At 44.7% G+C, this 13,332-nt stretch carries 11 protein-coding genes and 2 tRNA genes; 2 read left to right on the forward strand and 11 right to left on the reverse strand.

The features are described 5' to 3' along the window. Positions 1 to 81: 81 nt before the first annotated feature. The 10 genes from infB to rlmE all read right to left on the reverse strand — a co-directional run bounded on the left by infB (position 82) and on the right by rlmE (position 10,767). On the reverse strand, positions 82 to 2,793 hold the full coding sequence (infB, locus tag R7P36_RS08810) for a translation initiation factor IF-2 (protein WP_005380086.1): 2,712 nt from the start codon (positions 2,791 to 2,793) through the stop codon (positions 82 to 84). A 22-nt stretch (positions 2,794 to 2,815) separates the two neighbouring features. After that, positions 2,816 to 4,303 carry a transcription termination factor NusA gene (gene nusA / locus R7P36_RS08815; RefSeq protein WP_213899269.1) on the reverse strand — a complete coding sequence of 496 codons (1,488 nt, stop codon included), beginning with the start codon at positions 4,301 to 4,303 and terminating at the stop codon, positions 2,816 to 2,818. Positions 4,304 to 4,339: 36 nt separating this feature from the next. Further along, positions 4,340 to 4,795 carry a ribosome maturation factor RimP gene (rimP, locus tag R7P36_RS08820; RefSeq protein ID WP_005386424.1) on the reverse strand — a complete coding sequence of 152 codons (456 nt, stop codon included), beginning with the start codon at positions 4,793 to 4,795 and terminating at the stop codon, positions 4,340 to 4,342. Positions 4,796 to 5,020: 225 nt separating this feature from the next. Beyond that, positions 5,021 to 5,097: transfer RNA gene (locus R7P36_RS08825), tRNA-Met, on the reverse strand. A 56-nt stretch (positions 5,098 to 5,153) separates the two neighbouring features. Beyond that, positions 5,154 to 5,237 (reverse strand) — tRNA-Leu (locus R7P36_RS08830). 16 nt (positions 5,238 to 5,253) lie between these two features. Further along, the gene (gene secG, locus R7P36_RS08835) at positions 5,254 to 5,592 is read right to left on the reverse strand and encodes a preprotein translocase subunit SecG (protein WP_005380080.1); all 339 of its coding nucleotides are present in this window, start codon (positions 5,590 to 5,592) and stop codon (positions 5,254 to 5,256) included. Between the two features lie 220 nt (positions 5,593 to 5,812). Next, a complete protein-coding gene (glmM, locus tag R7P36_RS08840) occupies positions 5,813 to 7,153 on the reverse strand; it encodes a phosphoglucosamine mutase (RefSeq protein ID WP_005388992.1) in 1,341 nt (446 codons plus the stop codon). A gap of 19 nt (positions 7,154 to 7,172) precedes the next feature. After that, positions 7,173 to 8,003: a dihydropteroate synthase gene (gene folP / locus R7P36_RS08845; protein ID WP_017820419.1), complete on the reverse strand. Its 831-nt coding sequence runs from the start codon at positions 8,001 to 8,003 to the stop codon at positions 7,173 to 7,175. A gap of 52 nt (positions 8,004 to 8,055) precedes the next feature. Beyond that, positions 8,056 to 10,029 carry an ATP-dependent zinc metalloprotease FtsH gene (gene ftsH / locus R7P36_RS08850; RefSeq protein WP_017635895.1) on the reverse strand — a complete coding sequence of 658 codons (1,974 nt, stop codon included), beginning with the start codon at positions 10,027 to 10,029 and terminating at the stop codon, positions 8,056 to 8,058. A gap of 108 nt (positions 10,030 to 10,137) precedes the next feature. Beyond that, complete coding sequence (gene rlmE / locus R7P36_RS08855) at positions 10,138 to 10,767, reverse strand: 23S rRNA (uridine(2552)-2'-O)-methyltransferase RlmE (protein WP_005388985.1); 630 nt, start codon at positions 10,765 to 10,767, stop codon at positions 10,138 to 10,140. Between the two features lie 138 nt (positions 10,768 to 10,905). On the opposite strand from rlmE, the gene yhbY reads away from it, so the two are divergent. Continuing rightward, on the forward strand, positions 10,906 to 11,202 hold the full coding sequence (gene yhbY / locus R7P36_RS08860) for a ribosome assembly RNA-binding protein YhbY (protein ID WP_005380066.1): 297 nt from the start codon (positions 10,906 to 10,908) through the stop codon (positions 11,200 to 11,202). A gap of 84 nt (positions 11,203 to 11,286) precedes the next feature. Here yhbY and greA read toward each other — a convergent pair whose 3' ends face one another. Further along, positions 11,287 to 11,760, reverse strand: a complete 474-nt coding sequence (gene greA / locus R7P36_RS08865; RefSeq protein ID WP_005380065.1) for a transcription elongation factor GreA — start codon at positions 11,758 to 11,760, stop codon at positions 11,287 to 11,289. Between the two features lie 546 nt (positions 11,761 to 12,306). Here greA and R7P36_RS08870 point away from each other — a divergent pair. After that, positions 12,307 to 13,329: a porin gene (locus tag R7P36_RS08870; protein ID WP_005380064.1), complete on the forward strand. Its 1,023-nt coding sequence runs from the start codon at positions 12,307 to 12,309 to the stop codon at positions 13,327 to 13,329. Positions 13,330 to 13,332 lie beyond the last annotated feature (3 nt).

Here is a 13,332-nt window from a genome sequence, read left to right on the forward strand (position 1 = left end):
GGTCAAAGCCAGCCCCCCATGGTGTATTCAACAACCAATTACTACTTATCTTTCAAAGACAATATTAGTAATTTTAGTCAATTAGTCTAGAGTACGTTTAATTTCAACGATTTCGAAGACTTCGATTTGGTCACCAACGCGAACATCATTGTAGTTCTTAACGCCGATACCACATTCGTAGCCATTCTTAACTTCTTGAACGTCATCTTTGAAACGACGTAGTGACTCTAGTTCACCTTCGTAAATAACAACGTTATCACGTAGTACACGGATTGGGTTGTTACGCTTGATCACACCTTCTGTAACCATACAACCAGCGATAGCGCCCAGTTTCGGTGACTTAAACACGTCACGAACTTCAGCAAGACCAATGATCTCTTGCTTGAATTCTGGAGCAAGCATACCGCCCATTGCTTGTTTCACTTCATCAATCAATTGGTAAATGATTGAGTAGTAACGTAAGTCAACAGCTGCGGCTTCAACAGCACGGCGAGCAGAAGCATCTGCACGAACGTTAAAGCCAAGGATGATTGCGTTTGAAGCTTCCGCTAGTACTACGTCAGTTTCCGTAATACCACCTACACCAGAACCAACGATGTTCACTTTAACTTCGTCAGTAGATAGCTTAACTAATGAGTCAGCGATTGCTTCTACAGAACCTTGAACGTCTGCTTTAAGTACAACGTTAAGTTCAGCAACTTCACCAGCAGTCATGTTAGAGAACATGTTCTCTAGTTTAGATTTCTGCTGACGAGCAAGTTTCACTTCACGGAACTTACCAGCACGGTAGTTAGCTACTTCACGCGCTTTACGCTCGTCACGAACTACTGTTGCTTCATCACCTGAAGATGGTACACCTGAAAGACCTAGGATCTCTACAGGGATAGATGGGCCAGCCGAAGTAATTTCTTTACCTAGCTCATCACGCATTGCACGAACACGGCCGTATTCTTGACCACAAAGAACGATGTCGCCTTTGTTTAGTGTACCTGATTGAACAAGTACTGTTGCAACTGGACCACGACCTTTATCTAGGCGAGATTCAACAACAACACCAGATGCCATGCCCTCAGCTACAGCTGTAAGTTCAAGAACTTCAGACTGAAGAAGGATTGCTTCTAGAAGACCATCGATGTTTGTACCCTGTTTAGCAGAGATGTGAACGAACATGTTCTCACCGCCCCACTCTTCAGGAATAACGTCGTATTGAGCAAGCTCGTTCTTAACGTTATCTGGGTTCGCGTCTTCTTTATCGATCTTGTTCACAGCAACAATTAGAGGAACGCCTGCCGCTTTCGCGTGCTGAATCGCTTCTACTGTTTGTGGCATTACGCCATCGTCTGCTGCAACTACAAGAACAACGATATCTGTTGCTTGAGCACCACGAGCACGCATTGCAGTAAACGCTGCGTGTCCAGGAGTATCAAGGAACGTGATCATGCCGTTGTCTGTTTCAACGTGGTACGCACCAATGTGCTGAGTAATACCACCCGCTTCGCCAGAAGCAACGTGTGTGCGACGGATGTAGTCAAGTGTTGACGTTTTACCGTGGTCAACGTGACCCATGATAGTAACAACTGGAGCACGTGGAACTGCTTCCGCGTTAGTGTCACGGTCAGATAGTACCGCTTCTTCCAGTTCGTTCTCTTTACGAAGAACTACTTTATGGCCCATTTCTTCAGCAACAAGTTGTGCTGTTTCTTGGTCGATCACTTGGTTGATAGTCGCCATAGCGCCCATCTTCATCATTACTTTGATAACTTCTGTCGCTTTAACCGACATCTTGTTAGCGAGTTCTGATAGAACGATCGTTTCGCCAATTACAACGTCTTGCTTAGCAACCGTTGCTGACTTATCAAACCCGTGCTGCATTGAAGTCGGCTTAGCAAGTTTGCCCTTACGACCTCTACCGCCACGTTGGTTGTTACGGCCACCGCGAGCTTGGTCGTCTTTACCCGAAGCTGCTTTTTTCTTCTTACGACGACCGCCTTCTACTTTGCGATCTGCTTCATCTTCGGCTTCACGTGCGTATTGTGAAGTCGTTACATGGTAATCTGTATCTTCCATATCACCCTTTTTCTCTTCTGCAGCAGACCAACGCTCTTTATTCTTTTCAGCCAATTCGCGAGCTTCTTCAAGCTTGCGCTGACTTTCCTCTTCAGCCTTACGCTTAGCTTCTTCTTCCTGACGACGTTTAAGCTCGTCGGCCTCTTTTCGCGCTGCTTCTTGCTTAATTTTCTCTTCAGCATCACGCTTTGCTTTTTCTTCAGCATTACGTTGTGCATTCGTATCTACGTCTCGCTTCGCTTTTTCTTCAGCTTCACGTTTCGCTTTTTCTTCCGCTTCACGTTTTGCTGCTTCTTCAGCTTCACGTTTCGCAGCTTCTTCAGCTTCACGTTTTGCAGCTTCTTCTGCTGCACGTTTTGCTGCTTCTTCTGCTTCTCGTTGTGCTGCTTCTTCAGCTTCACGTTTCGCTTCATCTTCAATTGTGCTGCGCTTCACGTATGTACGTTTTTTGCGCACCTCAACCTGAACATTCTTACTCTTACCACCACCCGCGTTCACACTAAGTGTACTACGAGTTTTACGCTGAAGCGTAAGGCGAGTCGGCTCTGAATCACCTGATTTATCACCGTGTTCTTTCTTTAAATGAGAGAGAAGCTTCTGCTTCTCTTCATCAGTAACATTGTCAGAGCTCGCCTTTTTAATGCCAGCGTCAGCAAGTTGTTCAATCAAGCGGTCGACTGGCGTACCAATCTCATCACTCAGTGCTTTAACTGTTAATTGTGTCATGCCGCTTCCTCCTTGCCGAAAATTATGCTTCTTCGCCGAACCAACAGATGTTACGTGCGGCCATAATTAGCTCACCTGCACGTTGTTCGGTCAGGCCTTCGATACCTTCTAAATCGTCAATACCTTGGTCAGCAAGATCTTCCAGTGTCGCTACACCTTTCGCTGCCAATTTAAATGCCATCTCACGCTCAAGACCTTCAAGTGCAAGTAGGTCCTCAGCTGGTTCTAGACCTTCAAAAGACTCTTCTTGTGCTAGTGCGATCGTCGTTAGTGCATCTTTTGCACGTCCACGAAGCTCTTCGATTAGTTCTTCATTCAAACCATCGATTTCTAGTAGCTCGTTAACTGGCACGTATGCGATTTCTTCTAGCGTTGAGAAACCTTCTTCAACAAGAAGTTGAGCGAAGTCTTCTTCAATATCTAGGTACTTCATGAAGTTTTCAATAGATGCTTGTGATTCTTCAGCGTGTTTCTTCTGAAGATCAGCAACTGTCATAACATTCAGTTCCCAACCGGTTAGTTGAGATGCTAGACGCACGTTTTGACCGTTACGACCAATAGCTTGCGCTAGGTTGTCAGCTTCAACTGCGATGTCCATTGAGTGTGCATCCTCATCAACGATGATAGAAGCAACATCAGCTGGCGCCATTGCGTTGATAACGAATTGAGCTGGGTTATCATCCCAAAGAACGATATCGATACGCTCACCACCAAGTTCGCCAGAAACAGCTTGTACACGTGCACCACGCATACCAACACACGCACCTACAGGGTCGATACGTTTGTCATTTGTTTTGACAGCGATCTTAGCGCGAGAACCAGGATCACGTGCAGCGCCTTTCAGCTCGATAATATCTTCTGCGATTTCAGGCACTTCAACACGGAAAAGTTCTGCCAACATTTCTGGCTTAGAACGAGTGATGAACAATTGGAAACCACGTGCTTCAGGCGCGACTTTGTAAAGAAGGCCACGTACGCGGTCGCCTGGACGGAAGTTTTCACGAGGAAGTTGGTCATCACGCAGGATTACCGCTTCAGCGTTATTACCAAGATCAAGCACGATTGTGTCACGGTTTACTTTTTTCACGACACCAGTGATTAGATCACCTTCATTGTCGATGAACTGTTCAACGATTTGTGCGCGCTCAGCTTCACGAACTTTTTGAACGATAACTTGTTTAGCAGTTTGAGTCGTAATACGGTCAAACGTTACTGATTCGATTTCGTCTTCTACGTAGTCGCCAAGCTCGATTGAGTCATCTTCGTATTGCGCTGCTTCTAGTGAGATCTCTTTTGTAGGGTTCTCAACGTCATCAACAACTAACCAACGGCGGTAAGTGACAAACTCACCGGTTTTACGGTCAATGGCAACACGTACGTCGATTTCGATTTCGTATTTTTTCTTTGTAGAAGTTGCTAGAGCAATCTCAAGAGCCTCAAAGATACGCTCACGAGGTACCGCTTTTTCGTTCGATACCGCTTCTGCTACCGCTAAAATTTCTTTACTCATTGTATTTAGCCTCTAAGCTTAAACTTTTTTAGGGAACTAAAATTTAGGGATCAGGTTAGCTTTGGAAATGTTACTTAGAGCAAACTCTTCTTGCTGACCGTCTACAGTAATTGTCACTGTTTCGCCATCAACACCGTGGATAATACCTTTCCACTTACGACGGTTTGCTACAGCCATTTTCAATACGATGCTGACCTCGTGACCAATAAATTGCTCGTAATGTGCTGCTTTAAAAAGTGGTCTTTCTAAACCTGGAGAAGACACTTCTAGGCTGTAAGCAACAGAAATTGGATCTTCAACGTCTAAAACTGCACTAACTTGGTGGCTAACTTCTGCACAGTCGTCTACGTTAATACCATTTTCATGGTCAATGTAGATACGTAACGTTGAGTGCGCGCCTGCACGAATGAATTCTAATCCAACTAACTCATAACCTGATGCCGCTACTGGCGCGTCAAGCATTTCAGTAAGTTGTCTTTCTAAACCAGTCATTTAACCACTCCAGAAACAAAAAAAGGGCTCAGAGCCCAATCAAAAAACCAAGCAGTATCTGAGCTATTTCAAAAAGCTCAGATAACAAAAAACCCCGATAGTCGGGGTTTTATGCTGCTGGACCCTGATACGTTAAGAATAGCCAACAATTGCTTTTCTTAACTCGTAGTGTGGTTAGCACTACGCAAACTTGCCAATCTACGATTTCCTTTTAAGGAAAGAGATTGGTTGCGGGGGCCGGATTTGAACCGACGACCTTCGGGTTATGAGCCCGACGAGCTACCAAGCTGCTCCACCCCGCGTCCGACTTGCTGAGCATTATACTCGCAAACAAGTGATTTACAAGTTTGTAAATACATGGTGCCGAGAGAGGGACTCGAACCCTCACACCTAAGGCACTAGCACCTCATGCTAGCGTGTCTACCAATTTCACCATCTCGGCATCAAAACCTTACAGCTTATTGAGGAATTTCATCACCCGCAGGGGCAGGAACTTCACTCGCTGCATCCTTAACTTGTTCAACAACTGGTTGACCTAACGTTGGGTCTACCCATTGTGATTCAGTCTGGTGCGTAGACATACGACCAAGTAACAAGCTAACAATAAAGAATACGGTTGCTAAAATAGCAGTTGTTCGGGTTAAGAAATTACCTGAGCCGCCAGCACCAAACACTGTGTTTGAAGCACCAGCACCGAACGAGGCTCCCATATCTGCGCCTTTACCTTGTTGAATCAACACAAGGCCAATCACACCAAGCGCTGCCAACAGGTAAATCACAAGTAGAACTGAAAACATTTTTTCCACCTATGTTCCAAATTGTTGAGCCAGCGCCGTTCAAAAGAATAAATCATAATGAACAAGGCTAGCGACCTCCTAACGGGAGGCGGAGCAATACTAGCGAAAGCCAGTAACGCTGACAAGGGAAAATTAGTAAAAAATCAATGCCAATGCGTTAAGCGCTCAAAAAAAGGGCAAAAGATGCCCTTTTCATTCAAGACATGCTTTAACGCAATGATTAACAACTTGCTTTAACAGCCTCAGCGATTTTCAATGCTGAGTGTTGAACTAGTTCACCATCTTCGCCTTCCACCATAACGCGGATCAAAGGCTCAGTGCCAGACTTACGCAGCAGTACACGCCCTTTATCACCAAGTGTCGCCTCTACTTCAGCGACAGCGTTTAATACAGCTGTAGCTTCAAGAGGGTTACTTTCTCCTGAGAAACGGACATTTTCTAAAACCTGAGGATATAATGTCATTCCTTGCGATAGTTCATATAAAGACATATCGCTGCCAATTACAGAAGCAAGTACTTGAAGTGCAGCAACAATCGCATCGCCGGTTGTGACTTTATCTAATAAGATCACATGGCCTGAGTTTTCAGCACCAATTTTCCAACCTTTTTCTAGCAGTTGCTCCATGACATAACGGTCACCAACAGCAGCACGTACAAACGGAATGCCTAGCTGCTTTAAACCATTTTCCATACCCAAGTTAGTCATTAGTGTACCAACAACACCACCCTTTAGCTCACCACGACGAAGTGCATCACGAGCGATGATATAAGCAATTTGGTCACCATCAACTTTGTTACCTAGGTGGTCGACCATAATGATGCGGTCACCATCACCATCAAATGCGAGACCAAGGTGCGCTTGCTCTTCAACAACACGCTGTTGAAGAGCTCGTACGTCTGTTGCGCCCACTTTTTCATTAATGTTGATGCCGTTAGGCTCTACGCCCATAGCGATAACTTCTGCCCCAAGTTCTTTGAAAACATTTGGAGCGATGTGGTACGTTGCACCGTGCGCACAGTCTACTACGATCTTAAAGTTCGCAAGGCTCAACTCAGATGGGAAAGTACTCTTACAGAATTCGATGTAACGACCAGCTGCATCATTTAGGCGGGTTGCTTTACCAAGCTCAGCAGACTCCACACATTCAATTTCTTTATCTAACTCAGCTTCGATCGCCAATTCGATATCGTCAGGTAGCTTAGTACCCTCAGAAGAAAAGAATTTAATGCCGTTGTCGTAATATGGGTTATGTGATGCAGAAATCACAATACCAGCCTCGGCACGGAAAGTCTGAGTTAAATATGCCACAGCTGGAGTTGGCATGGGACCAGTAAATGTTGCTTTAAGTCCCGCAGCTGCAAGGCCAGCCTCTAGTGCAGATTCAAGCATATAACCTGAAATACGTGTATCTTTACCTATGATAACTTTCTTTGTGCCTTGTTTCGCTAGTACACGACCAGCAGCCCAGCCAAGCTTAAGTACGAAGTCTGGAGTGATTGGGTATTGTCCTACTTTACCGCGCACACCGTCAGTACCAAAGTAACGTCTTTCATTCGACATAAACTTTCCTTTATTATTTTTAAATATTGTTTTTCGTCATCTCAACAACTTTCATCGCTTCGATTGTCTCTTCAAAGTCATGCACGCGAATGATCTGCGCGCCTTTCATCGCGGCAATCGTAGCGCAAACGACACTTGCGTTCGTACACTCTGCCGCTGGCTTGTCTAACAGTTTGAAGATCATGGATTTACGAGACATGCCAGCCAAAATAGGCAGGCCGAATTCATGAAACTTTTCAAGATGAGCAAGCATATGATAATTGTGTTCGATTGTTTTGCCAAAGCCAAACCCAGGATCGAGAATCAGTTGAGATTTATCAATCCCTGCTGCTTCACACGCCGCGATACGTTCTTCTAGAAAAGCCGACACGTCCCCCATTAAATCATCATAATGAGGGTCAACTTGCATGGTCCTAGGCTGACCTTTCATATGCATCAGACAAATTGGAAGGTTTGCTTCTGCTGCGACTTCCAGAGCACCTGGCTCTTGCAGCGAGCGGATGTCATTGATCAAATCAGCCCCAGCATCAATTGCTTGACGCATCACTTCTGCTTTACTGGTGTCAACGGAAATCCATACATCATATTTTTCACGAATGGCTTTGATTACTGGGACAACACGCCTAAGCTCTTCTTCCAAAGACACATCCGGTGCACCAGGTCTTGTTGATTCACCACCAACATCAACAATACTTACACCAGCCTTTATCATTTTATCAACTTGAGCAAGAGCAAGTTCAATTGAGTTGTATTTACCGCCATCCGAAAAGGAATCCGGTGTCACATTTAGAATGGCCATGACATGTGGACGCGAAAGGTCCAAGGATTTGTTATTTGCTGTAATCATCATCATAAACACAAAAACCCCGAGATAACTCGGGGTTTAATATTATCGATACTCTTTATTCAGAGTCTTTCTTTTCAGGCGCTTCGTTAGAAGTTGTTTCAGAAGAGCTAGGCTGTTCTGCATCTTTCGCAGTCTCCGTTGCTTCTTCTTTAACTTCTTGCTTTGCTTGAGGCTTGTCGCTGTCTTCTGGTTTGCTTGCTGAGTTATCACTCCAGCCCGCAGGCTCACGAATTTCAGCTTTGCGCTCCATTAAGTCATCAATCTGGCGAGCATCAATGGTTTCATACTTCATCAGCGCATCTTTCATCGCATGCATGATATCCATGTTCTCTTGAAGAATCTTCTTCGCACGGTCATAGTTGCGGTCAATGATCTGACGAACTTCATCATCAATCAACTTCGCCGTATCGTCAGATACATGCTTAGTCTGAGTCACGCTACGACCAAGGAACACCTCACCTTCATCTTCTGCATACAGTAGAGGACCAAGCTTTTCAGAGAAACCCCATTGAGTAACCATCTTACGAGCAATATCAGTTGCACGTTCAATATCGTTTGACGCGCCTGTTGAGACTTTATCAGCACCGTAGATAAGTTCTTCTGCTAGGCGACCACCGTACAAGCTAGAGATCATAGACTCTAGGTGCTGGCGAGACATGCTGACACGGTCTTGCTCTGGTAGGTACATAGTCACACCCAACGCGCGACCGCGTGGAATGATAGACACTTTGTACACTGGATCGTGTTCAGGAACCAAGCGACCAACAATCGCGTGACCCGCTTCGTGGTATGCGGTTGACTCTTTCACTTCCTCAGACATCACCATTGAACGGCGCTCAGCACCCATCATGATTTTGTCTTTCGCCAGTTCAAACTCAACCATAGAAACGTTGCGCTTGTTACCGCGCGCAGCAAACAGGGCTGCTTCGTTAACTAAGTTTGCTAGGTCAGCACCAGAGAAGCCTGGAGTACCACGCGCGATGAGAGAAGGCTCTACATCACCCGCTAGAGGGACCTTACGCATGTGAACTTTTAGGATCTGTTCACGGCCACGTACATCTGGAAGACCAACTACCACTTGGCGGTCAAAACGACCAGGACGCAGTAACGCAGGGTCCAACACATCCGGACGGTTAGTCGCAGCGATAACGATAATACCTTCGTTACCTTCGAAACCATCCATCTCAACGAGCATTTGGTTTAGTGTTTGTTCACGTTCATCATGACCACCACCAACACCTGCGCCACGTTGACGACCTACCGCATCGATCTCATCGATAAAGATGATACAAGGTGCGGCTTTCTTTGCTTGTTCAAACATGTCACGCACACGAGATGCACCAACACCAACGAACATCTCTACGAAATCAGAACCAGAGATAGTAAAGAATGGTACTTTCGCCTCACCGGCAATGGCTTTCGCTAGAAGCGTTTTACCCGTACCAGGAGGACCAACCATTAGAACACCCGTTGGAATCTTACCGCCCAGTTTTTGGAAGCGGCTTGGATCGCGTAGGTAGTCCACCAGTTCTTTCACGTCTTCTTTTGCTTCGTCACAACCAGCAACGTCAGCAAAAGTTGTCTTGATTTGTTCTTCGCTCATCATTCGAGCTTTGCTCTTACCAAAAGACATGGCGCCTTTACCACCGCCGCCTTGCATTTGACGCATGAAGAAAATCCATACACCAATTAGTAAGATCATTGGGAACCAAGAGATGAAGATAGTACCAAGCAAGCTTTGCTCTTCTGGAGGCGTGCCTTGTACTTTCACGTTTTGGTTAATTAGGTCATCTAGAAGCTTTTGGTCATACACTGGCATGTAAGTGACCATTTTGGCACCGCCGCCACGACGAACAAAGCTAATTTCACCGTCTTTAAAAGTTGCTTCTTGAATCTGGCCTTGGCCAACTTCCTGTACAAACGTGGTGTAATCCACGGTTCTGCCATTGCTTTCTCCAGGGCCAAAGCTCTGGAATACCGACATCAATACGACGGCGATAACAAGCCACAGAATTAAATTTTTTGCCATGTCACTCAAGGTGTAAGCCTCTCGATAACTAATTGTAATTAAAGGTAGGGTACTACAGTTCATTAACTGTAGCTATAGTGTTAACACGCTCTCAAGAGAGCAAAATGGTTAACCTTTGTAACCAGTGGCTACGACGAAGACCTCTCGAGAGCGAGCTCGCGATGAGTCTGGTTTTCTAATTTTTACGGCTTTAAACATGTCTCGGACTTCTTTCACATACTGATCGAAGCCTTCCCCTTGGAAAACCTTTACGACAAAGCTACCATTAGGCGCTAGAACTTGTCGACACATATCTAAAGCTAATTCAACTAAATACATAGCGCGAGGTTGATCAACAGAATTGTTCCCCGCGATGTTAGGCGCCATATCAGACATTACTACGTCTACCATGGAAGGTTGGATCCTTTCTAGCAAAGCTTCCAATACCGCATCATCACGAAAGTCGCCTTGTAAAAAGCTAACGCCAGCAATCGGGTCCATAGGAAGCAAGTCACACGCAATGATCTGACCACTGTCCCCTACTATCTTAGCAGCATATTGAGACCATCCGCCCGGCGCGGCCCCCAAGTCGACGACTGTCATTCCAGGCTTTAACAATTTATCTTTCGTTTGAATCTCATCGATCTTGAAATAAGCACGTGAGCGGTAGCCTTTTTTTCGGGCTTCATTCGCGTATTTATCATCAAAGTGTTCTTTCAACCAACGACCAGAACTAGCCGAATGTTTTTGTTTACTCATTTTAATCCCAACAAGGCACAAATTGGAGCTATTGTTTTAATAGGCGCTACCTATTACTCAATAAATTATAGTCTTCAGCAATAGATGGCGTTAAAATAGCTTTTTTCAACCCTTATTTTAAAGAAAATTGGCCGCGTAATGAACCTAAGCACCAAACAAAAGCAGCACCTTAAAGGCCTAGCTCACAGTTTAAAACCTGTTGTGCTAATGGGCGCAAATGGACTTACAGAAGCCGTGCTAGCAGAAATTGAAATCGCTCTTAACCATCACGAACTTATCAAAGTAAAAGTTGCTTCGGAAGATCGTGAAACAAAACAGCTAATCATCGACGCTATCGTACGTGAGACGGGCGCTGAAAAAGTTCAGACTATTGGTAAAGTGCTTGTGCTATACCGCCAGTCTGAAGAGCGTAAAATCGAAATCCCTCGTAAGTAACTCTACTTACGTTGCTGAAGAAAAAAGGTCGCCTGAGGCGACCTTTTTGCGTTTTATCAGAGTAGTAATGCTACTCCAAACGACTTAGATATATTCTACTCGGTCAATTTCGAAGTCTTTCGCGCCACCCGGAGTTTGAATAGCAACTTCATCGCCTTCCATCTTACCAATCAGGCCACGAGCAATAGGTGAGCTCACTGAAATGCGACCTGCTTTGATATCGGCTTCGTCATCACCAACGATTTGGTACGTTTTTTCTTCTTCGGTGTCGATATCAATCAAGGTTACGGTTGAACCAAAAATAACTTTACCCGTGTTCTCCATCTTCGTTACATCAATAACTTGAGCAACTGACAGTTTGTATTCAATGTCACGGATTTGTGCTTCACAAATGCCCTGCTCTTCACGAGCGGCGTGATATTCAGCATTCTCTTTTAAATCACCTAGCTCACGAGCTTCAGCAATTGCCTCTGAGATCTGAGGACGTAGTTTAAGTAGACGATCGAGTTCTGCACGTAGCTTTTGCTCGCCACGTAGTGTCATTGGAACTTTTTCCATTTTATAACCTCAAGCCCAAATGGGTCTTTGGACAAAAAAAAGCCCACCCTGTCATAGGACTGGGTAGTGCGCTTAAAGATGTATTTCGTTTAGTGTAAACAAACTCCCGGACGAAATCATCTTAATTCGAAAGACAGCAAGACTATGCCTTTTCGGCATAATGATATAACTCACTTTTAGAGCGGTTCTAGGGCGAATCACCTTCTCAATTTATTGAAAAACAACACTGTTCATTACACCAAAAACCTCAAAAAAGATAAAAACTAATCAATGTCAGGCCAATGTCATTGCCAATAATTTCAATCAAAAACAGTAATTTAAATAAAAACAACGCACAATTGAACAGTGTTCATCAGTGGGATTTATATCATTTTACTAACTCATACGGAAACTTTAGCAGTAAAACATGTCCAGCGAGTTGTTAGATCAATGGCTTACAAGTGCGAACTATATCGCTCAATTAGCCAATTTTGGACCAACAACTTGTGAGAGATCACCTCTCCCCCATACAACAATGATTATGGACAGCTAACTAGGACAAATAAGATGAAAAAGACTCTAATTGCTCTTTCTGTATCTGCAGCAGCTATGGCAACTGGCGTAAACGCAGCTGAACTTTACAACCAAGACGGTACTTCTCTAGAAATGGGCGGCCGTGCTGAAGCACGTCTATCTATGAAAGATGGCGACGCTCAAGACAAATCTCGCATCCGTCTAAACTTCCTTGGTAAACAAGAAATCAATGACAACCTATACGGTGTTGGTTTCTGGGAAGGTGAATTTGAGACTGCTCAAAACGGTACTGTAGACGGCGACGACAAGAGCGATCTAGAAACTCGTCTTGCTTACGCTGGTCTTGGCGGTGCTTACGGTGAGTTCGCATACGGTAAAACTGAAGGTGCACTAGGCGTTATCACTGACTTCACAGATATCATGGCTTACCACGGTAACTCTGCAGCAGACAAACTAGCTGTATCAGACCGTACAGACAACATGATGGCTTACAAAGGCCAGTTTGAAAACCTAAGCGTAAAAGCAAGCTACCGCTTCGCTGATCGTATGGAAAACAAAAACACTGGTGAGTACTACGACAACAAACAAGACGGTTACTCTCTATCTGCAATCTACGCTCTAGCTGACACTGGTCTTGAGCTAGGTGCTGGTTACGCAGATCAAGACAAAGCTAACGAGTACATGCTAGCTGCATCTTACACAATGTCTGATCTTTACTTCGCTGGTGTATTCACTGACGGCGAGAAAATGGAAGATTCAAACAACAGTAACACAGTTGATTACACTGGTTACGAGCTAGCGGGTGCTTACACTCTAGGCCAAACAGTATTTACAACATCATATAACAATGCAGAAACTAACAACGAAACTTCTGCAAACAACTTCGCTGTTGATGCTTCTTACTACTTCAAGCCTAACTTCCGTGGTTACATTTCTTACAACTTCAACCTGATTGATGCAGGTGACAAGTTTGGTTCAACTGACACGAGCAAAACAGTTGCAACTAAGATCGATGCTGAAGACGAGCTAGCTCTAGGTCTACGTTACGACTTCTAATTC

Origin of the sequence: Vibrio sp. 397, from assembly GCF_033339395.1 — a bacterium.
GTDB classification, from domain to species: domain Bacteria; phylum Pseudomonadota; class Gammaproteobacteria; order Enterobacterales; family Vibrionaceae; genus Vibrio; species Vibrio alginolyticus.